Here is a 25,288-nt window from a genome sequence, read left to right on the forward strand (position 1 = left end):
GGGATCACAGAAAAATGAAATGGCTCAAATCGCTTATCGTCGCCGCAACACTGCAGGTACTGGCAGGCACATCAGGCCATGCCGGCGCCAATCTCGATCAGATCAAGCAGGCCGGTGTCTTCAAGGTCGGCACGGAAGGTACCTATGCCCCCTTCACCTATCATGATGCCTCGGGCGCACTGGTCGGCTTCGACGTCGAGATTGCCAAGGCGATCGCCGAGCGACTCGGCGTCAAGGCCGAATTCCTCGAAGGCAAATGGGATGGGCTGATCGCCGGCCTCGACGCCGAGCGCTATGACGCTGTTATCAACCAGGTCGGCATCACCGAGGAGCGCAAGGCCAAGTATGATTTCTCCGATCCCTATATTGCTTCCAAGGCGGTGCTGATCGTGCGCGGCGACAATACCGACATCAAGAGCTTTGCCGACCTGAAGGGCAAGAAGGCGGCGCAGTCGCTGACCTCGAATTTCGGCAAGCTCGCCGAAGCGAACGGCGCCGAACTCGTCGGTACCGATGGTTTCGACCAATCGATCCAGCTGCTTCTTACCGGCCGCGCCGATGCCACCATCAACGACAGCCTGTCCTTCCTCGATTTCAAGAAGCACAAGCCCGACGCCAACGTGAAGATCGCCGCGCAGGAAGAAAATGCCGACTATTCCGGCGTCCTCGTGCGCAAGGGCGATCCGGAACTGGTCGCCGCCATCAATCGGGCGCTGGCCGATATCAAGTCCGACGGCACCTACCAGAAGATCGCCGACACTTACTTCGGCCAGGACGTTTCGAAGTAAGCGCATTTCACGGAGCGGGCCGGTTGCCGGCCCGCATGGCAAAGTATCGCGGCGAGCCGTCTTTGACGGCCGCCGCTTTTGGCGTGATATGACGACACTATGGTCGCGCCTCGATGCTGCCGGGCCGATTTTTGGGCGGCAATCTCGCAAGGAGAGTTTTCGTGCCGCACTGGCTGCAATTGATGCTGGATTCGTTGCCCACGCTGCTATGGGCCGCGCTGATCTTCACCGTGCCGCTAACGCTGCTGTCGTTCGCATTCGGTCTCTTCGTAGGACTGGTCGCAGCGCTCGTCCGGCTGTTCGGCCCGAAGCCGCTGGTCGCCGTGGTCCGCTTCTATGTCTGGATCTTCCGTGGCACGCCGCTTCTGGTGCAGCTCTTCCTGATCTTCTACGGCCTGCCCTCGGTCGGCATCCTGCTCGACGCCTTTTCAGCCGCGTTGATCGGCTTCACACTCAATATCGGCGCCTATACGTCGGAGATCATCCGCGCCGTCATAGGCTCGGTGCCGAAGGGGCAGTGGGAGGCGGCCTATTCGATCGGCATGACCTGGGGCCAGGCGATGCGACGCACTATCCTTCCACAAGCGGGCCGCGTCGCGGTGCCGCCGCTGTCCAACACCTTCATCTCGCTGGTCAAGGATACATCGCTGGCCGCCGCCATCACGGTGCCGGAGATGTTCCAGGCGGCGCAGCGCATCGTTGCCACCACCTACGAGCCGCTGATCCTCTATGTCGAGGCGGCGGCTCTCTACCTGGCGCTGAGCTCGGTGCTGTCGGCGTTGCAGACGCGCCTGGAAAAGCGGCTCAACCGCTATGGCGGCTTCCTCGAGGCGCGCCCATGATCGGCCTCACCGACATCGAGAAGCGCTTTGGTGACAATCTCGTGCTGAAGGGCGTGACCGTCACCATCGAGGAAGGCAGCGTCACCGCCCTTGTCGGCCCCTCGGGCGGTGGGAAAAGCACGCTTCTGCGCTGCATCAACCTGCTCGAGATCCCGACCTCGGGCACGGTGCGCATCGGCGACGACGTGCTCGAATTCCATCCCGGCCGCAAGGTTCCCGGCAGGGCCATCCAGCGCCTGCGGCTTCAGACCGGCATGGTGTTCCAGAATTTCCAGCTGTTTCCGCACCGCACGGCGATCGAAAACGTCATGGAGGGGCTGGTGACGGTGTTGAAATGGCCGGCCGGGCGAGCGCGCGAGCGGGCGCTCGCCCTGCTCGAAAAGGTTGGAATGGCGCACAAGGCCGACGCCTGGCCGGCGACGTTGTCAGGCGGCCAGCAGCAACGCGTGGCGATCGCCCGGGCGCTGGCGCCATCGCCGAAAGTGCTGCTGTGCGACGAGCCGACTTCGGCGCTCGATCCGGAACTGGCGCAGGAGGTGGTCGACGTGCTCGGCCAGCTCGCCAGCGAGGGCACCACCATGGTGATGGCGACGCATGATTTGCGCCTCGCCTCCAAAATCGCGCAGGAGGTGGTGTTCCTCGACGCCGGCAGCGTCGTCGAGAAAGGCCCCGCCGCGGTTTTGTTCAGCAATCCGGAGCGCCAGCGAACCAAGCGGTTCATCGCGACGCTGAAGCAGGAGGCGGAGAAGGAAGGCGGCGGCGAGGGTTAATGCATGTCGCCCAAAACGGCGTAGCGGTTTTGGGGTGACCATCACAAACAACAAAAAAACCCGGCGCGAGGCCGGGTTTTTCCAAATTCGAAGGCGAGAAGCGCTCAGGCTGCTTCTTCCTGCTCGGCTTCTTCGTTGTCGGCCTTGGCGCCGCGCTTCGGACCCTTGTTGAGGTTCACCTCGATGAGGCGCACCGCTTCGGTTTCCGACATGCGGTTGACGGCCGCGATCTCGCGCGCCATGCGGTCGAGTGCCGCCTCATAAAGCTGGCGTTCGGAATAGGACTGCTCCGGCTGATTGTCGGCGCGGTAGAGGTCGCGCACAACTTCCGAGATCGAGATCAGGTCGCCGGAATTGATCTTCGCATCATATTCCTGGGCGCGGCGCGACCACATGGTGCGCTTGACGCGGGCGCGGCCCTGCACGACCTTCAGCGCGCGATCGACGTAATCCTCTTCCGACAGCTTGCGCATGCCGATGGAGGTCGCCTTGGCGACCGGGACCTTCAGACGCATCTTGTCCTTCTGGAAGTCGATGACGAACAGTTCCAGCTTGTGGCCCGCAACTTCCTGCTCGTCGATCGAGACGATCTGGCCAACGCCATGCGCCGGATAGACGATGTACTCGCCGGTCTTAAAACCGTGACGCGCTGCGCTGGACTTCTTCTGCGGGGTGATTGTTGCCATTACGCCATGAACTCCTTGGTGTGGAACCGGCATTCTGCCGGTCGAACTCGCGCGATCGGGTACCGATCGTTAGCCGCACAACTACAAACCCACCGGAAAAGCCGAGGGCGGCAAATCGCATAGTCGCGACTGCCTGCCCCAGATCACTCTGGTCCGGATTGAAAAATTCACCTTTCAGTGATTTGGGGCGTTTGCGCCATAAATCGACGTTGTGTCACCGGCATGTCTGGTTCGTGTAGCACAAAAAGTCGGAAGAATCAAGGTTTTGCTGCACGCGCGAAGGTCAAGCGCGATCTCCGCCTGTCAAGGCAGTTAACGTGCGGTGCCTGTCAGCACGCGTGACGCCGATCAAACCGGCGTCGCCATTACGGTGCCACGCGCCCGTTTTGGACGCGCAAGGACGCTGTGACACTTTGATCTGGCGCATAGTCCTTCCGAAAATCGATTTCGATTTTCGCGGTCGAGCGCTAGTCACCCTGGCCGGGCTCGGGGGAAAAATATTTTTCGAACTTGCCGGCCTCGCCATCGAAGGACTTGGCGTCGGCCGGAGGCTCCTTCTTGGCGGTGATATTGGGCCATTTATCGGCGTATTCGGTGTTGATCTGCAGCCATTTGTCGAGCCCTGGCTCGGTGTCCGGCTTGATCGCGTCGGCCGGGCATTCCGGTTCACAGACGCCACAGTCGATGCACTCGTCGGGATGAATGACGAGCATGTTCTCGCCCTCATAAAAACAGTCGACCGGACAGACCTCGATGCAGTCCATGTATTTGCATTTTATGCAATTATCGGTCACGACATAGGTCATCGGTCGGCTCCGGGACGTCCCGTTTTTATCAGGGCGACGTGGCGTCCAATCGGACGCATAAGGTACGCTCTAACACTTTGAATCCACGCATCGTGCTCTTGGAAAATCGATATCGATTTGTGGGCCGATGCGGTAGGCTTTCTTGGTGAGGTAACGTCTTTGCCTGCCGCTTGCAAGGGCAGCCATTGCGCGTGATGCCGGTGTTTCCGGAATGGATTTCCTGCCGGGGATGCGACGAAAGCCGGTTATGCGTCAGTCGTCGCCGAACAACCGGTCGGTCTCCCGGCGTTCCTTCTTGGTCGGGCGGCCGCTGCCGGCATCACGCAGCGCGGGGATCGCATCGCGAACGGCCTCGCCCTTTGGTGCCGGCGGCGGCGAGATATCCTCGTAGAGCAAGCGCGCTTCCTCGGCGGGACCGCGCCGGCTGCCGGTGCCGAGCACCTTCCAGACGAAGATGCGCCGCTCGAGAGTGATGGTCAGGACGTCGCCGAGGCGGACCAGATCGGAGGCCTGCGCTGCTTTGTCGCGATTGATGCGAACGCGTCCGGCCACCACCAGCTTCGCCGCCAGCGAGCGCGATTTCACCGCACGCGAAAAGAACAGCCATTTGTCGATGCGCTGGCGGGCATCAGTGACCATCGGAGCGAACGAACTTACTTCTTCAGCTGGTCGCGCAACGCGGCGAGCTTGGCGAAGGGGGAATCCGGGTCGAAGCGCACCGGACGCTCCTCGCGAGGCTTCGGCTGGAACGCGGACTTTCCACCAGGCGCGCCGCCCTTGCCGTCCGGCCTGCCGCCTTTCCAGTCGGGCCGGCTTTCGCGACGATCGGGGCGCTCGCCCTGCGGCTTGCCGTCGCGCCGTTCGCCTGGCTCGCCCTGGGGCTTGGGCTTGAACTTGCTGCGGTCGAAGCGCGGCTTGCCGGCGCCGTCGCCGTCGCGGCGTCCTTCACGGGCGGGCCGGCCGCCCGGTGCGCCGGCCTGCTGCCCGGCCTCTGCCGGCGCGTTGCTGCGGCCATCGCGCGCGGCTTGTGGGCTGCGCGGGCGATTGTCCCTGTCACGGGGCCGGTTGTCGTGGTGGCGGTGGCGTGGGCGCTGGTCGAAGCGGCCCTGCCGCCACAACAGGATGGGTTTTGGTTCCTCTGCCTCTTTCTCGGCCTCTGGAGCAGCCTCGCCGGTGGCGGCTTCCGCCGCCGCGGCAGGTTCGGCCGAGACTGCTGCCGTTGCGGGCGAGGCTTCGGAAGCCGGCTCCGCCGGTGCGACCTCAAGCACGGCGGTTTCGGGTGCTGCCTCTCGAGCTGCGGCTTCAGCTGCAGGCAGTCCCTCTACCGTGACCTCAGGCGGACTTTGCAGCTGAGCTTCTGCGACAGGTTCCGCTTCGGCAGCGGGTTCCGCGAGAGCCTCCGCCGTGGCTTCTGCCACTGCATCCGGCTCTGCACTGTCGGCCGGCGCCTCGGCGGCTGCGTCGGCAATCGCGGTTTCCGCTGCCTTGGCCTGCTCGGCTTGTGCCTCCGCCGCCTGCTTGGCCGCGGCGGCTTCGCGCGCGGCATTGTCCTGTGCCTCGAGCCGTGCCTTCACCTCGACAGCCGGCTTCGGCTCGGCCCGGTAGCCGAGGCCTTTCAGAATCTCTTCCATGTCGTCGGCCGTGGCGCCGAGAATCGACATCATCGGCGGCGTCACCATGAAGGACTGACCGTCATAGGCGCCGTCGGGGCGCTGGCCAAGGCCCGGCTTCCAGTTGGTTGCGGGCCGGATCAGGTCGGCCAGCCGTTCGAGGATGTCGACGCGCACCGCACGACGGCCGAGATTGCGGTAGCCGGCCAGCTTGTAGAAGGTCTTGTCGAAGGTGGGATCGATGACCACCGAGGTGCGGCCGGAGGCCAGCGCGTGAACCACGTCGCCAAAGCCAGGCTTGTCCTTGCCGTCGTTCTGCAGCGCCCACAACAGCGTCACCAGTCCGGCCGGGGCCGGCTTGATCAGCGCGGGCACGAAGACATGGTAGGCGCCGAAGCGCACGCCGAGCCGGCGCAGGGCGGCGCGGCCTTCCTGGTCGAGCGACTTCATCTCCTCGGCGATGTCGCGGCGGTTGATGAGGCCGAAATTCTCGACGAGCTGGAAGGCGATGCCGCGGCCGATGCCGGTGATCTGCTCGGCGTTCTTGAGGTCGACCAGCGGCTTCAGCAGCGACTCGATCTGGAAATTGACGAAGCGCTCGGCGCGCGCCGCGACCTTGTCGCGGGCGGGACCGGTGAGCTGCTCGTCGGCCAGCAGCACCAGGCGTGGCTTCAACGGCTCGTCGCCTGCGATCAGCGTGCCGATCGGCGCGCCGATCCAGCGCAGCGTGCCGTCGGAGCCGAGCGCGATGTCGCCATTGGCCGAGGCGCCGAAGCGTTCGGCCCGCGCCTCGAATTCGGCTGCAAGCGCCTTCTGGGCCGCTGTGCGCACCGCCTTGGCGTCCTCGCCGCCGGCGCTCTGGTCGGCGGTGAAGCGGAACCCCTGCAACTCGCCGACATGGTGGCCTTCGACGAGGACGGTTCCGGTTGGGCTGATTTCGGCTTCAGGCATGGTATTTTCTCTAAGGCGCCGCATGAGGACGGAAGTCCTGCGGTCTACGAAGCGTTTCGTCAACCGCTCATGCAGCGCATCCGACAATCTGTCTTCGATTTCGCGCGTCTTTTCCTGCCAGTGTGCCTGATCGGCCAGCCAGCCGGGCCGGTTGGAAACGAAAGTCCAAGTGCGGATCTGGGCGATCCGGTGCGACAGCGTGTCGATGTCGCCCTCGGTGGTGTCGGCGCGGCGCACCTGCTCGGCCATGTAATTCTCGTCGACATGGCCATGCCTGGCAAGGTCCATGTAGATCGAGGCGATCAGGTCGGCATGCTGAGCCGGGGCGATCTTCCTGTAATCGGGAAGGGCGCAGGCCTCCCACAACAGCGCCACGCGCCTGGCGTCGGTGGCAAGCGCCCGGATGTCCTCGTCGCGGGACAGATGTTCGAGCGCCTGCGCATCGACCGCCGGCAGCGCGCGCGTCAGGCCTTCAACCGGCGCGTTGGTCTCGATCGAGCGCTTCAGAGCGTCGAGGTTGGCGAAATCGAAACGCGCGGTGCGCCATTGCAGCACCTTCACGGGGTCGAAATCATGCGCTTCGATCTTCTTGACCAGTTCCTCGTCCAGTGGATCGACCTGGCCGGTGACGCCAAAAGTTCCGTCGCGCAAGTGCCGGCCGGCGCGGCCGGCGATCTGGCCGAGCTCGGCCGCCGTCAGGTTGCGATACTGGTAGCCGTCGAACTTGCGGTTCTGGGCGAAGGCGACATGATCGAGATCGAGGTTGAGGCCCATGCCGATCGCATCGGTGGCAATCAGATAATCGACATCACCCGACTGGAACAGCTCCACCTGCGCGTTGCGGGTGCGCGGCGATAGCGCGCCAAGCACGACTGCCGCACCGCCCTGCTGGCGGCGGATCAGTTCGGCGATGGCATAGACCTCGTCGGCGGAGAAGGCGACGATCGCCGTACGTCGCGGCAGGCGGGTCAGCTTCTTCGAGCCGGCATAGGCGAGATGCGACAGCCGCGGCCGCGTCACCACCGACACCCCCTTCAGCAGACGCTGGAGGATGCCGTGCATGGTCGCTGCGCCGAGCAGCAGCGTCTCCTGGCGGCCGCGCAGATGCAGGATGCGGTCGGTGAAGATGTGGCCGCGCTCGAGATCGCCGGCCAGCTGGACCTCGTCGACGGCGACGAAGGCGGCGTCGGTCTCGCGCGGCATGGCTTCCACGGTGCAGACCGAATATCTGGCGCCGTCGGGCTGGATCTTCTCCTCACCGGTGATGAGCGCCACCTTGTGAGCGCCGACCTTCTCGCAGACGCGTGAATAGACCTCGCGGGCGAGCAGCCTGAGCGGCAGGCCGATAATGCCGCTTTCATGCGCCACCATGCGCTCGATGGCGAGATGGGTCTTGCCGGTGTTGGTCGGCCCGAGCACAGCGGTCACGTCGCGGCCTGACAGGATCAGTGGCTCAGTGTGTTTCGGCTGGATGTTCATCGACCTGGAAATTAAGGCTCTCTGCCTCGCGTTGTCGGGAGCGCGCCCCGTGGTGGCGCGGGTGACAGCCGACACATAGGGATTTCGGGCGCGAAGCGAAAGCAGAATATTCCGATGGCACCTCGAAGCCTTCCGTCGGCGTCGACAATCCGTTTCGCCGTTTCGATTTAACAGTTGGAACGAGTCTGGAACGAATCGGCTACGAATCGCTGACTCGCGCAGATTCAGGTTTTGTTCACGGCTACATCTGGATTTTTCGCCGACGAGTCTCACCACATGCTGAATCGCCGAACTGGCCCGTTTCATGCAGGGCTGACGTCGCCGTTAACCTTTGCGGCTGAACGATCGACGCAGGTCGGCGGGCGTCATCCAACATTCTGAAATTATTAATTCTTTCCTAACGCGCCTTAACGATTTGGGGATGTTTTCAGCCTTTGTCGTTAACGGTGCGCTCAAAGCCGGAACGAAACGGCTACGAATCGGCGCTGGCGCATGTTTCCCGGTTTGTTCACCCCAATATGTTGTGTCGTGAACAGGTTTTCCACCGAGTATCCACACGCCGTGAACAGGGTTTTGCACAGGCTGCACGGCCGCCGCTAATTTTTGCGTGCCGCTTCGGCACAAATCGGCGTCACGTCCATCGGTCGGCGCAGTCGCTGCACGAGGACCAGACTGCCAGCCCGGCTTATTCAAGGCGCATCTTCTCCCACGGCATAGCGCTGCAAAGTAGGGCCGACGTCCTGGATAATTTCGTCGTGCGACAGGGCGACGACGGGCGGAAGCCGCAGCAGGTATCGGCACATCGCCAGACCCAGCAACTGGCTCGAAACGAGCCCGGCCCGTCGACCCGCATCGGCGGGGTCAGCGACCGCCGCAATCACCGGCCTCACCTGGTTGCCAAATACGTCGCGCAATTTTTCCGCGGCGAATTCGTTCGACGTCGCCGAACGCAGCAGAATTGCCATGCCAGGGCCGCTGGCCGGGCCCTCCCAGACTTCAAGAAAACGCCTGATCAGCGTTTCGCCGATGGCGTTTCGGTCGATCACCCGCAGTGCCGGCAATTGCAGGTCGACGACCGCCGCCCTGGCGAACAGCTCGTCCTTGCTGCGGAAATAGCGGATCACCATGGCCGGATCGATCGAGGCATGCGCCGCGACGTCACGGATCGAGGCGCCCTCATAGCCGTGCTCGGCGAACAGGAGCTTCGCGGCCTCCAGGATTTTGGCGCGCGTGCGGTCCGACTTGCCGGGTTTTTTCGGCTGATTCTCGGTCATGAAATGCTTATGCCAACAGCCGTTGACAAATGCAATGGCTTCGACTATAAAGTCAACGATCGTTGATAAATGGAGAGAGAAATGTTGCCCGAAACCACCGAAGTCCTGATCGTTGGCGCCGGTCCGACCGGCATGGCGCTGTCCATCGTGCTGCACCAGGCCGGTGTCGATCATGTCCTGATCGATAGACTGGCGCAGGGCCTCCAGACCTCGCGGGCTGGCGTCATCCACGCGCAGACGTTGGAAACGCTGGAGCCTCTCGGCGTCGCGCAGCGGCTGAGCGAACTTGCCCTGAAGCTGCAGAATTTCACCATCCGCGACCGCAACCGGGGGCTGCTCAAGCTCGATTTCAGCAAGCTTCCTTCGAGGCATCCCTATCTGATGATGCTGCCTCAAAACCTGACCGAGCAGGTGTTCGCCGAACGGATCGCAGCCCTGGGCGGCGTGATTCATCGCTCGGTCGAGGCCAAGGCAGTCGTTCAGGACGCTGACGGCGCACACGTGACGGTGATCGAGAACGGCCGCGAGAAACTGATATCGGCACGCTACGTCGTTGGTGCCGACGGCATGCACAGCCTGGTGCGCAGGTCGACCGGCATCGAGTTCGACGGCGCGGCCTATGACGCTTCGTTCGTACTCGCCGATGTTCGTCTCGACTGGCCGGTTGGGCCGACGGAAGTGTCGCTGTTCTTTGCACCGGCCGGGCTGGTGGTGGTGGCGCCGCTCCCGGACGGTTCGTACCGGGTCGTCGCGACAATGGATGACGCACCGGAAAACCCCGCGGTCACCGACATCCAGGCGCTGCTCGACAGCCGTGGTCCGACCAAGAAAAGAACCCGGGTGCTCGACCTGGCGTGGAGCTCGCGTTTTCGCGTGCATCACCGCCTGGTCCGCTCGTACCGCAAGGACCGGCTGTTCCTTATCGGCGATGCCGCGCACGTGCACAGCCCGGCGGGAGGGCAAGGCATGAACACCGGCATCATCGACGCGGTCGTGCTTGGCCAGTTGCTTGGCGACGTGGTGAACGGCGTGCGCCCGGAAACCGCGCTCGACCTCTACGAAACGCTGCGCCGCCCGGCGGCCCAGGAGGTGCTTGAACTGGCGGGCATGATGACGGAGATGGCGCTTTCCCGCAATTCGGTGAAGCGGTTCGTCCGCAATCTCGTGCTTTCGGCGCTGAATCTCACTCCATTTCTGAAGCGTCGCATCGCCTTGAAACTGTCGGGCCTCAGCCGGGCGTCGCTTGCCCGCCTGCCGGCACCTTCGCGCCAGCCGGGTCCAGTCGCCCAGACCAAGCCGGCAGCCGAACCAGGGCTGAAGCGTGTCGCCTGACAGCCGGAGTAATCCGGATCCCGGCCTCGAACTCGGCCGTGTGGGCGGTTAGATCGACCCGTGCAACAGTCACCGGCAACAGGCCGACGCCTCAGGTGACATGACGCCTCAGGTGATATACTGGCCGCCATTGGCTGATATGGTCGAGCCGGTGATGAAACCGGCATCGTCGGAAGCCAGGAAGACGACGCAGCGTGCGATCTCTTCCGGCTCGCCGAGGCGGCCGACCGGGATCTGCGGGATGACGCGCTCATTGAGCACCTTCTCGTCCATCGCCTTGACCATTTCGGTGGCGATGTAGCCGGGGCAGATGACATTGACGGTGATGCCGACCCGCGCCCCTTCTTGGGCGAGCGCCTTGGTGAAGCCGATATCGCCGGCCTTCGACGCCGAATAATTGACCTGGCCGGTCTGGCCCTTCTGGCCATTGATCGAGGAGATGGTGATGACGCGGCCGAACTTGCGGTCGCGCATGCCGACCCACAGCGGGTGCGTCATGTTGAATGCGCCGGAAAGATTGGTGTCGACGACCTCTTTCCATTGTTCGCGCGTCATCTTGTGGAACATGGCGTCGCGGGTGATGCCGGCATTGTTGACCAGAACGGAAACCGGGCCGAGATCGGCCTCGACCTGCTTGATGCCGGCGGCGCAGGCATCGTAGTCGGCGACCGACCATTTGTAGACCGGAATGCCGGTCATCGCGTTGAATTTCTGCGCCGCTTCGTCATTGCCGGCGTAGTTCGCGGCGACATGATAGCCGGCGTTTTTCAGGCCGATCGAAATCGCGGCGCCAATACCGCGCGACCCACCGGTGACGAGTGCTACCTTTGTCATAATATCCTCCCTTTATCTCGATCGGCGGGGGCGAACGGGAACGCTCTAACGGCGGAGCTTGTTCGCCGCCGACTGTTTCACGGCTTGCTCGCGCCGTCTTCACGGCGCTTTGCAGATGACTTCACAGCGCTTCCACGCACATGGCGACCCCCATGCCGCCGCCGATGCACAGCGTGGCGAGACCTTTCCTGGCACTTCTGCGGCGCATCTCGTAAACCAGCGTGTTGAAGATGCGGGCGCCGGAGGCGCCGATCGGATGGCCGATGGCGATGGCGCCGCCATTGACATTGACGATCGACGGATCCCAGCCCATGTCCTTGTTGACGGCGCAGGCCTGGGCGGCGAAGGCTTCGTTGGCCTCGACCAGGTCGAGGTCGCCGACCGACCAGCCGGCCTTGGCCAGCGCCTTGCGCGAGGCGGGAATGGGCCCGGTGCCCATGATCTGCGGATCGACACCCGCGGTCGCCCAGGACACGATGCGCGCCAGCGGCGTGATGCCGCGCTTTGCGGCTTCCGCTTCGGTCATCAGCAGCACGGCGGCGGCGCCGTCATTGATGCCGGAGGCATTGGCGGCGGTCACCGTGCCGTCCTTGTCGAAGGCCGGTCTCAGCTTGGTCATCGCCTCGATCGTGGCGCCGTGGCGGATATATTCGTCCTGGTCGACAATGGTGTCGCCCTTCTTGCCCTTGACGGTGAAGGCCACGATCTCGTCCTTGAATTTGCCGGCCTTCTGCGCGGCCTCTGCCTTGTTCTGGGAGGCCAATGCGAGCTGGTCCTGGTCCTCGCGGGTAATCTGGAACTGGCGAGCGACGTTTTCGGCCGTGTTGCCCATGTGGTAGCCATTGAAGGCATCCCACAGCCCATCCTTGATCATGATGTCGATCATCTTGTAGTCGCCCATCTTGACGCCGGCACGCAGGTGTTGAGCGTGCGGGGCCAGCGACATCGATTCCTGCCCGCCGGCGACGATCACCTTGGCATCGCCTGTCGCGATCTGCTGCATACCGAGAGCAATAGCGCGCAGACCTGAGCCGCAAACCTGGTTGAGGCCCCAGGCGGTGGTTTCCTTCGGCAGGCCGGCTTCGATAGATGCCTGGCGGGCGGGGTTCTGGCCCTGAGCCGCGGTCAGCACCTGGCCGAGGATGACCTCGTCGACTTCCGCCGGCTCGACACCGGTACGGGACAGCAACTCCTTGATGACGACGGCACCAAGCTCATGCGCCGGCGTGGCGGCGAAGGCGCCGTTGAAGGAACCGACGGGCGTGCGCGCCACACTGGCGACAACGATGGCAGCGGACATGTTCTTCTCCACACTTCGAGGTATCGAGGTTTTGGTATCGCAGTTTGTATCGTCAGGGCTTTTCTTGCCCTTTCAATGATCCAAGTCAAACCGGAAATGGGCATACCGGCCATGCGCCGCAAGCAGGTTGCGCATCGTGGTGGATACAGCCGGCCCATTGCTGCGCAGCATTTTTAGCCCGCCGTGCAGCATTATTTGATGCCGCACTGCACAAACCGCTTGGAATTGTGACGCTTTTGCGCATATCCTTGAAAAGGCGCAATCGTTACCGGCAGCTTACCTCAAGTGCGCCGGTGTCCCGGGAGGATGCTGATGGCCGCGAAAGACGAACCGATTATCATCAAGAAATATGCCAATCGCCGCCTCTACAACACCGGCACCAGCACCTATGTGACGCTCGAGGACCTTGCCGAAATGGTCAAGAAGGGCGTGGAGTTCACCGTCCAGGACGCCAAGACCGGCGACGACATCACCCATCCGGTGCTGACCCAGATCATCTTTGAACTGGAGAACAAGGAAGGGCAGAACATGCTGCCGATTCCGTTCCTGCGCCAGTTGATCGCTTTTTACGGCGACCAGATGCAGATGATCGTGCCGAGCTTCCTCGAACAGTCGATGATCGCCTTCTCAAAGGAGCAGGAACGCTTCCGCGAGCAGATGAAGGGTGCGTTGGGCAAGTCGCCGCTGGACATGATGAAGATCGCCACGCCGATCAAGGCGCTGGAAGAGCAGACGCGCCGCAATATGGAGATGTTCCAGAACGCCATGCGCCTGTTCACGCCCTTCCCACCCGCAGGCTCGAATGGCACTTCCGCAGCGCCGGCGGAGCCGGCCAGGAAAGAGACGTCGGAAAAGCCCGACGACCTTCAGGAACTGAAGGAACAGATCGCCGCCATGCAGCGCAAGCTCGACACGATGTCGTGATCGCCGGCCGGACCAAGCCCGGCCGAAATCTCTCATCAGCAGGCCGTATCAGAAATCTCCGCCCGAATGAGGCTGAGTCCCGCCCGACCCGCGTTATTTCGTCGTCACCGTCACCAGAGCCGTAACGGGTTTGCCGTCGACGAGAATGGGCTTGTGATGATCATCGGCAAGTAGGACGCCGATCACATGCTTGCCGGCGGCATCCGGGCAATGGCCGAAACGAGCCTTGACAAGATCGCCGCCAAAGTCGCTGTTCATGCTGTTGTACGGCTTGCCGGGGATGTTGCAGGTATCTCCGGCGGGATCGATCTTCATATGCAAATGGCCGCATTGGCTGACGCCGTCGCATTCACCCGCTGGCAGAAGCGTGAAGTTGCTGCTGACGACGACGCCTATCGCCTTCTCTGGGTCATTGCCGAGTTCGATGACCGAACCGGCCGCCGGCCAGGCGATTTGCAGGGTTGGCCGATCTTCGGCCTGGGCAGACCCGAGCGACAGTAAAGAGAAAGCAAGGGCAGTCGTTGCGATGATGCGAAGCATGGTAACCTCCATTGATGTTGTAATCACTGATTACATATGAAACGCCTGGACGCAAGAAAATAATCAGTGATTACATGTCGGCGTCGTGCTATTAGCAGGCATGACCAGCCCCACGGATTCCGGCGAAGCCGCCAACCCCAAGCGCTATCATCACGGCAATCTGGTCGAGGCCTTGATCGCTGCCACCGTAGAGATCATCGAAGAGCGCGGAGCAGAGCATGTCTCGGTGCGCGAGGCGGCAAAACGTGCCGGCGTTTCGCCCGGCGCGCCATTCCGGCATTTCCGCTCGAAATCAGCACTGCTGACCGCCGTCGCCGAACAGGCGATGAACCGGCTGACCGAGGCCGTTGCCGATGCACAGTCCAAAGTCGACAGCGCAGATCCCATTGTGGCCTTCGAAGCGATCGGGCAAGGCTATCTGGAGTGGGCGATCAGCAATCCCACGCATTTCCAGATCATCAGTTCTCGGACGCTGATCGATTTCGACGCGTCGGACAGTCTTCGTGATCAGAATGAAGCCGTTCGCCGGAAAATGATCGCCCTGCTGACCCAAGCGCAACAACAAGGTCGGCTTGCCCCGGACACCGACTTCGATCATCTGGTGCTTGCCGCCCGCGCATTCGTCTACGGCCTGGCACGCATGGCGATCGATGGTCATTTCCCGGAATGGCATCCGTCCGAGCCGCCATCGCTCGCCGTACGGAAAGCTCTGCGTCTTTTCATCAGCCAGATGACAAATCCCGAAACGCAATCTCACGAGCGCCCTGAAGTGGCTTCCGGGGATCGCTGACAAAACTGTCTTCGCACTGCAAAACCTGTCTTCGCACTGGTGTCAGGCGCACAGCTTCGAGTGAGTCTTTCATGACAAAAATTTCATGTCATCGCCACTGAGTGCCGCTGTTTTTGCGCCACACGAGACATATATGCTGCACTGCAATATGGTCCGTTAGCGCCGTAATGAAGGATTTCGCCTTGTCCAGCAGAAAAACCGCCATCGTCACCGGTTCCACCTCGGGCATCGGCCTGGCAATCGCCCATGCCCTCGCGGCCGATGGCTGCAACATTGTCGTCAATTCCTTTTCAGACACGGCCGACGACCAGGCCGTCACCGATGCGATCGCCAAGCATCACGGCGTGAAGACTGTCTACATCAAGGCAGATATGTCGAAGCCGGCCGAATGCCGGGCGCTGGTCGCAAAGGCAGCCGAGAGCTTCGGCTCGGTCGACATCCTGGTCAACAATGCCGGCATCCAGCATGTCGCGCCGGTGGAAGAATTTCCCGTCGAGAAGTGGGACGCCATCATCGCCATCAATTTGTCGTCGGCCTTTCACACCATCGCCGCCGCCATCCCGCTGATGAGAGAAGCCGGCGGCGGCAGGATCGTCAACATCGCCTCGGCCCATGGGCTGGTCGCCTCGCCGTTCAAATCGGCCTATGTCGCGGCCAAGCACGGCATCATGGGACTGACCAAGACGGTCGCTTTGGAACTGGCGCGCGACAAGATCACCTGCAACGCCATCTGTCCCGGCTATGTGCTGACGCCGCTGGTCGAGGCGCAGATCCCCGACCAGATGAAGGCGAACAAGATGGACCGCGACACGGTGATCCGCGAGGTCATGCTCGACAGGCAGCCGACCAAGGAATTCGTCACGGTCGAGCAAGTTGCCGCTGCCGCGGTGTTCCTGTGCTCGGATGCGGCAGCGCAGATCAACGGCACGCAAATCTCGGTCGACGGCGGCTGGACCGCGCAGTGATCCATCCAATGGCTCTCTACAGATCAAGGACAACGCCATGACGACAAACGGCAAGGCGGAGGAGCCCAAGAAGATCAACGTCGCGCTGCAGGGCGGCGGCTCGCACGGCGCCTTTTCCTGGGGCGTGCTCGACCAGCTGCTGGAGGACGGACGGCTCGACATCGCGGCGGTTTCGGGCACCAGCGCCGGCGCCATGAACGCGGTGGCGCTGGCCGACGGCTTCGTCCGCGGCGGCGTCGAGGGCGCGCGGCAGAAGCTCGACGATTTCTGGCGCGCGGTGGCGCGGAAGGGCCGGTTCAGCCCGGTGCAGCGCATGCCGTGGGACGTCGCCTGGGGCAACTGGTCGATCGAGAACACGCCGGGCTATCTGTTTTTCGACACGATGTCGCGGGTGTTTTCGCCCTATGTCGCCAACCCGCTCGGCCTCAACCCGCTGCGCGACGTGATCGAACAGGAGATCGATTTCGGCAATGTGCGCGCCTGCAAGTCGATGGAGCTGTTCATCTCCGCGACCAATGTCGAGACCGGGCAGTTACGCGTCTTTTCCGATGGCGAGATCGATCTCGACACGGTGATGGCGTCGGCTTGCCTGCCGCAGCTGTTCCGCGCCGTCGAGATCAAGGGCGTGCCCTACTGGGATGGCGGCTATGGCGGCAATCCGGCGCTGTTCCCGTTCTTCAAGACGACTGCCACCGAGGACGTGCTTTTGGTGCAGATCAATCCGGTGGTCCGCGAGGGGACGCCGAAGAGCGCCAACGAAATCCAGAATCGCATCGACGAGATCACCTTCAACGCCGGACTCTTGCGCGAATTCCGCTCGATCGCCTTCATCAAGGAACTGATTGCAGCCGGCCGGCTGCCGCATGGCGAATACCGCGACATCCGCATGCACCGCATCGATGCCGACGAGGCATTCAAAGACCTGTCGGCATCGTCCAAGGTCAATGCCGAATGGGCGTTCCTGACCTATCTGCGCGACCTTGGCCGCACCGCCGCCAGCGATTGGCTGGAGGAGAATTACGACGCCGTCGGCAAGCGGCCGACGCTTGATCTCTCAGGCGAGCTCGACGACGGCTTCAAGCCGATGCGTGGTCCGGCACCGGGGCGGCGGGTCAAGGAGTTCCTCGCAGCACGCAAGAAGCCCGAGGCAGCGCGTCGCCGAGCCTGAGGCGTTTTGTTGTCAGTTTTTTTGCAAGGCTAGATCAATCACCTTGATCAGCGCGGCCGCAGCCTGCCGCTGCTCGTCCGGATCGCTGATGCGCATCTTCATGCCTTCCAGCCCGTCGAGCAGCATGTCGGCCAGCAATTTTGCCGACAAGCCCTTGGCGGTGAGATCGACGCCATTGCGTCCGGCTTCGCTCTGGATCGCTGCGGCGATATGCTCGGCAAACCGGCTGCGCCAGCAGCCGATCAGGTCGGCGAGACTCGACTTCATGTCAAGGAGTTCGGCGCCATGCGGCGAGGCGTGGACGGTGCGCGTCATCGAGATCAGCGCTTCGTCGATGGCCCGCATCGTGCGCTCGGCAAATGGTTCTTTGCCGGCGAGTGCCGTTTTCGCCTGCTCGAGCGAGCGGGAGAGCAGCATCAAGGCAATGGCGCGATAAATATCGGTCTTGTTCTTGAACTGGAGATAAAGCGCCGGCCGCGACATGTCGGCGGCACGCGCGATGTCGTCCATGGTGGTGCGGGCGAAACCATAGGCCAGAAACACCTTCATCGCGCTGTCCAGAATGCGGGCGCGCTTGGGGTCGGTGGCGATGTCCTCGATCTCGATCATGGCGCGACTTTATCCTGCAAAAGCTCTATTGACAAAATGACGTAATTTGTCAAGATGTATACGGGCGAAATGGCCGACCGGCCTTTTGCCCGGGCTGTGGACGACAACAAAAGGTATCCCCATGCGCCTCACCGTCGACGGGCAGGCATTCGACGTCAATGCCGATCCCGAAATGCCGCTGCTGTGGGCGCTGCGCGATCTCATGGGCAAGACCGGGCCGAAGTTTGGCTGCGGCATCGCCGCCTGCGGCGCCTGCACGGTGCATGTCGACGGCCAGCCGGTGCGCTCCTGTTCATTGCCGGTCGGTGAGGTCACCGGCGCGGTCACCACGATCGAAGGCATCGGCACCGAAGGCGGACTGCATCCGGTACAGCAGGCATGGCTGGAAGAGCAGGTCGCCCAGTGCGGCTACTGCCAGGCCGGCCAGATCATGAGCGCGGTGGCGCTGCTCGACCAGGTTGACGACCCGACCGATGCCGATATCGACGATGCCATGGGCGGCAATCTCTGCCGCTGCGGCACCTACCCGAAGATCCGTGCGGCGATCAGACGAGCGGTCGTCCTCAAGACGGCGGGGATCTGACCATGGCCAGTGTCGGAAAGATCGCTCGCCGCACGTTTCTCATCGGCACCGCTGCCATCGCGGGCGGCGTCGCCGTCGGTTATTATTACTACCGCAAGCCCTACCCGAATCCGCTGGAAGGCGACCTCGCGGCCGATGAAGCGACCTTCAACCCCTATGTGAAGATCGGCGCCGACAACACCATCACCATCGTCGCGCCGCGCGCCGAGATGGGCCAAGGCATCTCGACGACGCTTGCTGCCATGGTTGCCGAAGAGCTCGATGTCGGGCTCGACCAGATCAAGGTCGAGCACGGCCCGGCCTCCTACGCCTATTTCAATGCGGCGATCCTGGAAGAGGGCGGTCCGTTCGCCTTCTTCGACGAAAGCATGACCGCGGAAATAGTGCGCGCCGGCATGGGCGTGGTCGGAAAATTCCTCGCCCTGCAAGGCACCGGCGGTTCGACATCGACGCTCGATGGTTTCGGCAAGATGCGGCAGGCAGGCGCCGCCGCGCGGCAGGTGCTAATTGCAGCGGCCGCGCAAAAGCTCGGTATAGCTGCCGCCGATCTGGAAACGGCCAACGGCTCGATCCTGCACAAGGCATCGGGCAAGTCGCTGACCTATGGCGCGGTCGCCGCGACCGCTGCGACGATGGCGCCGCCCGCGGAAACCAGGCTCAAAGACAAAGCCGACTGGAAGCTGCTCGGCAAACCGCAAAAACGCATCGACATGCTGGCCAAGGTCACCGGTGCGCCGATCTTCGGCATCGACGTGACGCTGCCGGAGATGCTGTACGGCACGGTCAAGATGAGCCCGCGCTTCTGGGCCAAGCCGGTCAAGGCGGATTTCTCCAACGCCGAGAAAATGCCTGGCGTGATCAAGATCGTGCCGATCGACACGAATTACGGCCACGGCTTCGGCATCATCGCCGAAAACACCTGGGCGGCGTTCAAGGCGGCGGAGGCGATCGATGCCGAATGGGCCGATCCCGAATATCCGCTGGACAGCGCCGGCATTTCCGAGGTGCTGAAGCAGGCGCTCGGCACAAAAGGGTCGGTGATGCGCGACGATGGTGATGTCGATACCGCCTTCGCCGACGCGCCGCGCGAAAGGATCGTCGAGGCCGACTATGCCGTGCCTTATCTGGCACATGCGACGATGGAGCCGATGAACGCCACGGCGCGGCTGAAGGACGGCGTCCTCGACGTCTGGTGCGGCAACCAGGCGCCGACCTTGGTGAGGCAGCTTTGCGCGAATGCTGTCGGCATTGAGAAGGACAAGGTCAGCGTCCACACCACCTTCATGGGCGGCGGCTTCGGCCGACGTATCGAGATGGATTATGCGCTCTGTGCCGCGCTGATGGCGAAAGAAACGGCAGGCCGGCCAATCAAGGTGATTTGGACGCGCGAGGAGGACATGCGCCACGACGCCTACCGGCCGGCTTCGGTCGGCAAATTCCAGGCGCGGCTTGGCAACGACGGCATACCGGTCGCCGTCGACATGACAATCGCCTCGCCATCGGTGATAGCCAGCACCTTGCGCCGGCTGTTTCCCTCGATCTCGCCGCTTGGCCCCGACAAGTCCATTGTCGATGGGGCCTACGACCAGCCCTACACCATCCCGAATTACCGGGTCAGCGGCATTGCTGCGCCCGCCTCCATCCCGGTCGGCTTCTGGCGATCGGTCGGCTGCTCGATCAACGGCTTCTTTCATGAGGGCTTCATGGACGAGATCGCCACCGCCGGGAAAACCGATCCGGTCGAACTGCGCAAGACGCTGATGGCAGCCTATCCGGCAGCGGTGAAGGTGGTCGAGAAGGTCGCCGAAATGGCGAAGTGGGGCGAGGCGCTGTCCGCCGGCAAGGCCAAGGGCATGGCGTTCACGCTGTCCTTCGGCAGTTGGGTCGGCGAGATCGTCCAGGTCGCCGACACGCCGTCCGGGATCCGCATCGAGAAGATGTGGATCGCCGCCGATGTCGGCACCGCGCTCGATCCTGATATCATCGAGGCGCAACTCATCTCCGCCGCCATCTACGGCCTGTCGGCAGCGATGGGTCAGGAGATTACTTTCGCCGCCGGCATGGTCGAGCAGTCGAATTTTCATGACTACGACGCCATGCGCATCTCCCAGTGTCCGGCGTTCGAAGTCGCCATCCTGGAGAATTTTCACAAGATGGGCGGCGTTGGCGAAGTCGGCACGCCGCCGGCGGCACCGGCACTCGCCAACGCCATCTTCGCACTGACCGGCAAGCGCATCCGGACACTGCCATTGTCGAAGGAGGTGACCTTTGCATGAAATATTCCCATCATGCTGACAGCTGCTGCCATGCTGTTTTGCTGGCGCCTTTACCAACGGCACTGGCAAGCCGGGCACGGCACCGATGATGGTCGATGCAGCCAAGACTTGCCCGAGGGACGCGGTCTGGCGGTTGCTTTCGCATCCGCGCTGCGCCGAGTGTTATGTCGCAGATAAAAGGCCGCGCTGGTCCGGCGCGCTTCACGGCGGCCGCACCCTGCCCAGCGAAGTATTACCCATCAACATTTCTGACTATATTGCGGTGCAACTTTGATGTAGAAGCTCGTTCGCCGATCACGGCAAGTTGAACACGGCCTTGCGCGCACCCATATCGGCGACGCGCCCGAGTTAGAAGACGCGGCCTGGCCGAATCCCGCGCACTGGAAAAATGACGATGCCGAAGTACAGGTTTCACAAGCTTGCAGCCATTGTTGTGCTTGTCGGTTTCGCTGCCTGGATGGTGACGGGCGAGTTCTCGTCCGTCGGCAGCGCGGCCGCCGACAACGAGCCCAAGGCGGGGGAGGTCGAGCAGCCAAAGGCGGCTGACGCCGGCAAGGCCAAGCCCGGTGAGGCAGAACAGCCCAAGGCGACCTTGCGCACCGTCGCGACCATAACCCCGCCCAGGCGTACCTATGCGCGCGCCATCCGGATTTCCGGACTGACCGAAGCCGACAAGCGCGCGGTCCTGGCGACGCGCGTCGCCGGCGTCATCGACAAGCTGCCGGTCAAGCAGGGACAGCGCGTCAAGACCGGCGACCTCGTGCTGATGTTGGCAGCCGAGGAAAAGCTTTCGGCGGTCAGCAACGCCAAGCAGCTTCTGGTTCAGCGTCAGGCCGAACTCGATGCAGCATTGCGGCTGATGAAAACCGGCAATCTGCCCAAGCTGCAGCTCGATACGGCCCGATCCAACCTGACGCTAGCCCAGTCGCACCTGGAAGCCGCGCAGGCCGAACTCGACCGCAACGAGGTGAAGGCGCCGTTCGACGGCGTGATCGACCGGGTGCCGGTGGAGCTTGGCAGTTCCGTGATGCAGGGCGGCGAGGTGGCGACCATTCTGAGCCTCGATCCGGTGATCGCCCGCGGCGAGGTCAGCGAACGTGATCTCGGCTATCTGAAGATCGGCGACAAGGCTAAGGTGCGATTGGTCAGCGGCCAGAATGTCGAGGGCACCGTGCGCTATATCAGCCGCGACGCCTCGTCCGCCACCCGCACCTTCCGCGTCGAGATCGCAATCCCCAACCCCGAGGGCACCATTCCGGCCGGGATGACCGCCGAGATCGCGCTGAGCGCGCAGCCGACAGACGCAGTTATGCTGCCGCGCTCCGTGGTGACGCTGGGCGACAAGGGCGATCTCGGCATCCGCGCCGTCGACAAGGATAACAAGGTCGTGTTCTTCCCGATCGATCTGGTCGACGATACGCCAACCGGCCTGGTGCTCGGCGGCATCCCTGCCGATGCGCGCATCATCGTCGCCGGCCAGGAACTGGTGAAGGAAGGCGAAGTGGTCAAGCCCGTCGAGGCCGACCAGGCGACCATCCAGAAGCTGCTGGGCGAAGCGACGGCCGGGACGCAGTAATCATGGATATCGTCAAACTCGCAATCAGCAATGCCAGGCTGACCATTTCGGTGCTGGTGTTCCTCATCCTTGCCGGTGCGGTCGCCTATCAGTCGACACCGAAGGAAGCGGAACCCGATGTTCCGATTCCGATGATGTATGTCAGCCTGATCTATCAGGGCATCTCGCCCGAGGATTCGGAACGCCTTCTGCTGCGGCCGATGGAAGCCAAGCTGAAGAGCCTCAAGGGGCTCAAGGAGATGCGTTCGGCTGCCTTCCAGGGCGGCGGTTATGTGCTGGTCGAATTCCACCCGCAGACGGATCTGGCGACGGCGCTGCAGGACACGCGCAGCAAGGTCCAGGACGGCAAGGCCGACCTGCCGCAGGCAGCCGAGGAGCCTGTAGTCTCCGAAGTCAACGTCTCCGAATTCCCCGTCCTTGTCGTGACGCTGTCGGGCGAAGTGCCCGAGCGCGTTCTGACGACGGCGGCGCGCGAGTTGCGCGACCGCATCGAGGAAGTGCCGGGCGTGCTGGAGGGTTCGCTGCAGGGCGCCCGCGACGATCTCGTCGAAGTCGTCATCGATCCGATGAAACTGTCTTCCTACGGGCTGCAGCTAGAGCAGCTGATCGGTGCGGTCGGCGATTCCAACAGTCTTGTCGCCGCCGGCAACATCGAAGGGTCCGAGGGCAAATACGCGGTCAAGGTGCCGTCGCTGATCGAAACGCCACAGGACGTGGCGGCGCTTCCGATCGTCGCCGGCCCCAATGCCGTGGTGCAGGCCCAGGATATCGCCACCGTCCGCTCCACCTTCAAGGACGCCGAGACGGTGACCCGTCTCGACGGCAAGCCGGCGATCGCCATCGAGGTGAAGAAGCGCATCGGCTCCAACCTGATCGACACGATCGCCCAGGTGAGGGCCGTGTCCGATGCCTTCATAAAGACCATGCCGGAAGGCATGCACGTCACCTACACGCAGGACAAATCGGTCTTCGTCAACCAGTTGCTCGGCGATCTGCAGAACCACGTCATGATCGCCGTGATCTTGGTGTTCATCGTCATTCTCTACGCGCTGTCGGGCCGCGCATCGCTGCTGATCGGCCTCGCCATTCCATCGTCCTTCCTGATCGGCATCCTGCTGTTGGCCATGATGGGCTACACGATCAACATGATCGTGCTGTTCAGCCTCATCCTGGCGGTCGGCATGCTGGTCGACGACGCCATCATCGTCACCGAATTCGCCGAGCGGCGGATGAGCGAAGGCATGCCTAAGGCAGAGGCGTTCGCGCTTGCCGCCAAGCGCATGGCCGGTCCGGTCATCGCCGCGACGATGACGCGCATCGCCGCCTTTTCGCCGCTGCTGTTCTGGCCGGGCATCATCGGCGACTTCATGAAATACATGCCGATCACGCTGATCGTCACGCTCTCGGCCTCGATGCTTTATGCACTGGTTTTTGCACCGGCGCTGGGCGCCTTGTTCGCCAAGGCGCCGCCGCATCACGAGAACGACAACCGCGACGGCTGGTACATGGCGGTGGTCAAGCAGGCGGTTCGCTTTCCCATCACCGTGCTTTTGCTCACCGTCGGCCTTTTGTTCGGTGTCGGCTTTGCCTATTCGAAATACGGCGCCGGCGTCGAGTTCTTCCCGAATGTCGAGCCCGACTACGGCCTGCTCTATGTGCACGCCCGCGGCAACCTTTCGCTCGCCGAAATGGATGCCGCCACGAAGACCGCGGAGAACCGGCTTCTTGGCTGGCCAGGCGTGAAATCGGTCTATACCCGAGTCGGCAAGACGCAAGGCGGCGGCCAGGACATTCCTGAAGACGTGGTCGGCGTGATCCAGTACGAATTCGTCGACTGGCGCGAGCGCAAATCGGCGAACGCCATCCTGGACGAACTGCGCGGCGTCATGGCCGGCATTCCCGGCGTCGACGTCGAGGTTCGCGTGCCCGAGGCCGGCCCGCCCACCGGCAAGCCGATCCAGATCAGGCTGTCAGCCGTCGATCCGAAGGGTCTCGACGACAAGGCGCGCGCCGTCGCCGCGCGCATTGCCAAGGTGCCCGGCGTCATCGACATTTCCGACGGCCTGCCGCCGCCCGGCGTCGACTGGGCGCTCGACGTCGACCGCGCCAAGGCGGCACAATACGGCATCAGCCCGACCTCGGTCGGCACGGTGGTGCAACTGGTGACGAACGGGCTGAAGCTCAGCGAATACCGGCCGGCCGGTGCGGACGACGCCGTCGACATCAGGCTGCGCCTGCCCGAGGACCGGCGCACGCTGTCGACCCTCGACGACCTCAGGGTGCAGACGTCGCAAGGGTCGGTGCCGATCTCGAATTTCGTCGTGCGCAAGCCCGAGCCGACCGTCGGCATCCTCAACCGAATCGACGGCGCGCGCACCGTGGTCGTCCAGGCCAATGTCGCCGCCGGCGAGCAGGTCGCTTCTGTCCAGCAGCAGGTCACCCAGGCTGTCGCCGACATGGATCTCGGCAGCGGCATACGCTGGAAGCTCGCCGGCTCGAACGAGGACAGCGCCGAGGCCAGCGCCTTCCTCAGCAAAGCCTTCGGCGCGGCGATCTTTCTGATCTTCCTGGTGCTTCTGATGCAGTTCAACAAGTTCACCAGCGTCTGGCTGGTGTTGTCCTGCGTGGTCATGGCGACGGTTGGCGTGTTCCTGGGATTGCTGTTGACCGGAGAGGCGTTCGGCATCGTCATGTCAGGCATCGGCGTCATCGCGCTGGCCGGCGTGGTGGTGAACAACAACATCGTGCTGATCGACACCTACGACCGGCTGCGCGAAGAGGGCTGGGACAAGATGGACGCCGTGCTGCAGACTTGCCGCGAACGTGCCCGCCCGGTGGTGCTGACGGCGGTGTCGGCGATCCTCGGCGTGCTGCCGATCGCTTTCGGCCTCGGTCTCGAAATCTTCCATCACGAGACGACGATCAACGCGCCGTCGACGCAATGGTGGATTTCACTGTCCTCGGCGATCGTCTTCGGCCTGTCCTTCGCCACCTTGCTGACTCTGGTGGTGACACCGTCGATGCTGATGGTGTTCACGCGTAGCAAGAACAGCCGCTTCTATGCATTCTTCCGTCGAGTGTTGCGGCGCGGGACGCCAGCCGATGCGACTATGGAGACCTCCGCAGGGCCGGGCTTGCTCGAGGAGCCGGCGATCGACTTCCCGAAGGCCGCCGAATAGGTCGCT

General features: G+C 63.0%; 21 protein-coding genes. 12 read left to right on the forward strand and 9 right to left on the reverse strand.

Going from position 1 to position 25,288, the window contains the following annotated elements:
- Positions 1-14: 14 nt before the first annotated feature.
- The 3 genes from M727_RS0112245 to M727_RS0112255 all read left to right on the forward strand — a co-directional run bounded on the left by M727_RS0112245 (position 15) and on the right by M727_RS0112255 (position 2,400).
- Entirely contained in the window at positions 15-788 is a 774-nt protein-coding gene (locus M727_RS0112245) for an amino acid ABC transporter substrate-binding protein (RefSeq protein WP_027152931.1), read from the forward strand.
- A gap of 161 nt (positions 789-949) precedes the next feature.
- Entirely contained in the window at positions 950-1,630 is a 681-nt protein-coding gene (locus M727_RS0112250) for an amino acid ABC transporter permease (protein WP_027152932.1), read from the forward strand.
- Positions 1,627-2,400, forward strand: a complete 774-nt coding sequence (locus M727_RS0112255) for an amino acid ABC transporter ATP-binding protein (protein WP_027152933.1) — start codon at positions 1,627-1,629, stop codon at positions 2,398-2,400. Before M727_RS0112250 ends, M727_RS0112255 begins: the two co-directional genes overlap by 4 nt.
- A 104-nt stretch (positions 2,401-2,504) precedes the next feature.
- On the opposite strand, the gene M727_RS0112260 is transcribed toward M727_RS0112255, so the two are convergent.
- The 5 genes from M727_RS0112260 to M727_RS0112280 all read right to left on the reverse strand — a co-directional run bounded on the left by M727_RS0112260 (position 2,505) and on the right by M727_RS0112280 (position 9,380).
- On the reverse strand, positions 2,505-3,086 hold the full coding sequence (locus M727_RS0112260) for a CarD family transcriptional regulator (protein ID WP_027152934.1): 582 nt from the start codon (positions 3,084-3,086) through the stop codon (positions 2,505-2,507).
- Positions 3,087-3,553: 467 nt separating this feature from the next.
- Positions 3,554-3,892 carry a ferredoxin FdxA gene (gene fdxA, locus M727_RS0112265; protein ID WP_023803892.1) on the reverse strand — a complete coding sequence of 113 codons (339 nt, stop codon included), beginning with the start codon at positions 3,890-3,892 and terminating at the stop codon, positions 3,554-3,556.
- Between the two features lie 252 nt (positions 3,893-4,144).
- Positions 4,145-4,531: an RNA-binding S4 domain-containing protein gene (locus M727_RS0112270; protein ID WP_027152935.1), complete on the reverse strand. Its 387-nt coding sequence runs from the start codon at positions 4,529-4,531 to the stop codon at positions 4,145-4,147.
- A 14-nt stretch (positions 4,532-4,545) separates the two neighbouring features.
- A complete protein-coding gene (locus M727_RS0112275) occupies positions 4,546-7,932 on the reverse strand; it encodes a helicase-related protein (protein WP_027152936.1) in 3,387 nt (1,128 codons plus the stop codon).
- Between the two features lie 689 nt (positions 7,933-8,621).
- Entirely contained in the window at positions 8,622-9,380 is a 759-nt protein-coding gene (locus M727_RS0112280) for a TetR family transcriptional regulator (RefSeq protein WP_245268530.1), read from the reverse strand.
- On the opposite strand from M727_RS0112280, the gene M727_RS36305 reads away from it, so the two are divergent.
- Positions 9,339-10,538 carry an NAD(P)/FAD-dependent oxidoreductase gene (locus M727_RS36305; RefSeq protein ID WP_245268531.1) on the forward strand — a complete coding sequence of 400 codons (1,200 nt, stop codon included), beginning with the start codon at positions 9,339-9,341 and terminating at the stop codon, positions 10,536-10,538. The two genes, M727_RS0112280 and M727_RS36305, sit on opposite strands and share 42 nt — an antisense overlap.
- Positions 10,539-10,646: 108 nt before the next feature.
- Here the strand turns inward: M727_RS36305 and phbB are convergent, their stop codons facing one another.
- Both phbB and M727_RS0112295 read right to left on the reverse strand, forming a co-directional pair.
- Positions 10,647-11,372: an acetoacetyl-CoA reductase gene (phbB, locus tag M727_RS0112290; RefSeq protein WP_027152938.1), complete on the reverse strand. Its 726-nt coding sequence runs from the start codon at positions 11,370-11,372 to the stop codon at positions 10,647-10,649.
- Positions 11,373-11,493: 121 nt separating this feature from the next.
- Positions 11,494-12,672 (reverse strand): acetyl-CoA C-acetyltransferase, encoded by a 1,179-nt coding sequence (locus M727_RS0112295; protein ID WP_027152939.1) that lies wholly within the window; start codon positions 12,670-12,672, stop codon positions 11,494-11,496.
- A gap of 312 nt (positions 12,673-12,984) precedes the next feature.
- Here M727_RS0112295 and phaR point away from each other — a divergent pair, with 312 nt between their 5' ends.
- Entirely contained in the window at positions 12,985-13,596 is a 612-nt protein-coding gene (phaR, locus tag M727_RS0112305) for a polyhydroxyalkanoate synthesis repressor PhaR (protein WP_027152940.1), read from the forward strand.
- 93 nt (positions 13,597-13,689) lie between these two features.
- Here phaR and M727_RS0112310 read toward each other — a convergent pair whose 3' ends face one another.
- A complete protein-coding gene (locus M727_RS0112310) occupies positions 13,690-14,136 on the reverse strand; it encodes a hypothetical protein (RefSeq protein WP_051505607.1) in 447 nt (148 codons plus the stop codon).
- 100 nt (positions 14,137-14,236) lie between these two features.
- Between M727_RS0112310 and M727_RS36310 the strand changes: the two genes are divergently transcribed.
- From M727_RS36310 to M727_RS0112325, 3 genes are all read left to right on the forward strand, one after another.
- Positions 14,237-14,926: a TetR/AcrR family transcriptional regulator gene (locus tag M727_RS36310; protein ID WP_051505596.1), complete on the forward strand. Its 690-nt coding sequence runs from the start codon at positions 14,237-14,239 to the stop codon at positions 14,924-14,926.
- 167 nt (positions 14,927-15,093) lie between these two features.
- Positions 15,094-15,891 (forward strand): 3-hydroxybutyrate dehydrogenase, encoded by a 798-nt coding sequence (locus M727_RS0112320; protein WP_027152942.1) that lies wholly within the window; start codon positions 15,094-15,096, stop codon positions 15,889-15,891.
- Between the two features lie 37 nt (positions 15,892-15,928).
- Positions 15,929-17,059: a patatin-like phospholipase family protein gene (locus M727_RS0112325; protein WP_027152943.1), complete on the forward strand. Its 1,131-nt coding sequence runs from the start codon at positions 15,929-15,931 to the stop codon at positions 17,057-17,059.
- A 12-nt stretch (positions 17,060-17,071) separates the two neighbouring features.
- Here M727_RS0112325 and M727_RS0112330 read toward each other — a convergent pair whose 3' ends face one another.
- Positions 17,072-17,668 (reverse strand): TetR/AcrR family transcriptional regulator, encoded by a 597-nt coding sequence (locus M727_RS0112330; RefSeq protein ID WP_027152944.1) that lies wholly within the window; start codon positions 17,666-17,668, stop codon positions 17,072-17,074.
- Between the two features lie 121 nt (positions 17,669-17,789).
- On the opposite strand from M727_RS0112330, the gene M727_RS0112335 reads away from it, so the two are divergent.
- From M727_RS0112335 to M727_RS0112350, 4 genes are all read left to right on the forward strand, one after another.
- Positions 17,790-18,251 (forward strand): (2Fe-2S)-binding protein, encoded by a 462-nt coding sequence (locus M727_RS0112335; protein ID WP_027152945.1) that lies wholly within the window; start codon positions 17,790-17,792, stop codon positions 18,249-18,251.
- A gap of 2 nt (positions 18,252-18,253) precedes the next feature.
- Positions 18,254-20,527, forward strand: a complete 2,274-nt coding sequence (locus M727_RS0112340; RefSeq protein ID WP_027152946.1) for a molybdopterin cofactor-binding domain-containing protein — start codon at positions 18,254-18,256, stop codon at positions 20,525-20,527.
- A gap of 394 nt (positions 20,528-20,921) precedes the next feature.
- Positions 20,922-22,103, forward strand: a complete 1,182-nt coding sequence (locus tag M727_RS0112345) for an efflux RND transporter periplasmic adaptor subunit (protein WP_027152947.1) — start codon at positions 20,922-20,924, stop codon at positions 22,101-22,103.
- 2 nt (positions 22,104-22,105) lie between these two features.
- On the forward strand, positions 22,106-25,282 hold the full coding sequence (locus M727_RS0112350; RefSeq protein ID WP_027152948.1) for an efflux RND transporter permease subunit: 3,177 nt from the start codon (positions 22,106-22,108) through the stop codon (positions 25,280-25,282).
- The last annotated feature ends 6 nt before the right edge of the window (positions 25,283-25,288 follow it).

Source organism: Mesorhizobium sp. WSM2561 (assembly GCF_000513915.1).
GTDB lineage: Bacteria > Pseudomonadota > Alphaproteobacteria > Rhizobiales > Rhizobiaceae > Mesorhizobium > Mesorhizobium muleiense.

What these genes read in the sequence shown, in the direction of transcription:
- M727_RS0112295 (WP_027152939.1), bottom strand. Translation starts at nt 12,672, where the DNA reads ATGTCCGCTGCCATCGTTGTCGCCAGTGTGGCGCGCACGCCCGTCGGT.
- M727_RS0112340 (WP_027152946.1), top strand. Translation starts at nt 18,254, where the DNA reads ATGGCCAGTGTCGGAAAGATCGCTCGCCGCACGTTTCTCATCGGCACC.
- M727_RS0112260 (WP_027152934.1), bottom strand. Translation starts at nt 3,086, where the DNA reads ATGGCAACAATCACCCCGCAGAAGAAGTCCAGCGCAGCGCGTCACGGT.
- M727_RS0112270 (WP_027152935.1), bottom strand. Translation starts at nt 4,531, where the DNA reads ATGGTCACTGATGCCCGCCAGCGCATCGACAAATGGCTGTTCTTTTCG.
- M727_RS0112325 (WP_027152943.1), top strand. Translation starts at nt 15,929, where the DNA reads ATGACGACAAACGGCAAGGCGGAGGAGCCCAAGAAGATCAACGTCGCG.
- M727_RS0112335 (WP_027152945.1), top strand. Translation starts at nt 17,790, where the DNA reads ATGCGCCTCACCGTCGACGGGCAGGCATTCGACGTCAATGCCGATCCC.
- phaR (WP_027152940.1), top strand. Translation starts at nt 12,985, where the DNA reads ATGGCCGCGAAAGACGAACCGATTATCATCAAGAAATATGCCAATCGC.
- M727_RS0112350 (WP_027152948.1), top strand. Translation starts at nt 22,106, where the DNA reads ATGGATATCGTCAAACTCGCAATCAGCAATGCCAGGCTGACCATTTCG.
- M727_RS0112255 (WP_027152933.1), top strand. Translation starts at nt 1,627, where the DNA reads ATGATCGGCCTCACCGACATCGAGAAGCGCTTTGGTGACAATCTCGTG.
- M727_RS0112345 (WP_027152947.1), top strand. Translation starts at nt 20,922, where the DNA reads ATGCCGAAGTACAGGTTTCACAAGCTTGCAGCCATTGTTGTGCTTGTC.
- M727_RS0112275 (WP_027152936.1), bottom strand. Translation starts at nt 7,932, where the DNA reads ATGAACATCCAGCCGAAACACACTGAGCCACTGATCCTGTCAGGCCGC.
- M727_RS0112330 (WP_027152944.1), bottom strand. Translation starts at nt 17,668, where the DNA reads ATGATCGAGATCGAGGACATCGCCACCGACCCCAAGCGCGCCCGCATT.
- M727_RS0112320 (WP_027152942.1), top strand. Translation starts at nt 15,094, where the DNA reads ATGAAGGATTTCGCCTTGTCCAGCAGAAAAACCGCCATCGTCACCGGT.
- M727_RS0112280 (WP_245268530.1), bottom strand. Translation starts at nt 9,380, where the DNA reads ATGATCGACACCGGCCTGGTGCAGCACGATGGACAGCGCCATGCCGGT.
- M727_RS0112310 (WP_051505607.1), bottom strand. Translation starts at nt 14,136, where the DNA reads ATGCTTCGCATCATCGCAACGACTGCCCTTGCTTTCTCTTTACTGTCG.
- fdxA (WP_023803892.1), bottom strand. Translation starts at nt 3,892, where the DNA reads ATGACCTATGTCGTGACCGATAATTGCATAAAATGCAAATACATGGAC.
- M727_RS0112245 (WP_027152931.1), top strand. Translation starts at nt 15, where the DNA reads ATGAAATGGCTCAAATCGCTTATCGTCGCCGCAACACTGCAGGTACTG.
- M727_RS36310 (WP_051505596.1), top strand. Translation starts at nt 14,237, where the DNA reads ATGACCAGCCCCACGGATTCCGGCGAAGCCGCCAACCCCAAGCGCTAT.
- phbB (WP_027152938.1), bottom strand. Translation starts at nt 11,372, where the DNA reads ATGACAAAGGTAGCACTCGTCACCGGTGGGTCGCGCGGTATTGGCGCC.
- M727_RS36305 (WP_245268531.1), top strand. Translation starts at nt 9,339, where the DNA reads ATGGCGCTGTCCATCGTGCTGCACCAGGCCGGTGTCGATCATGTCCTG.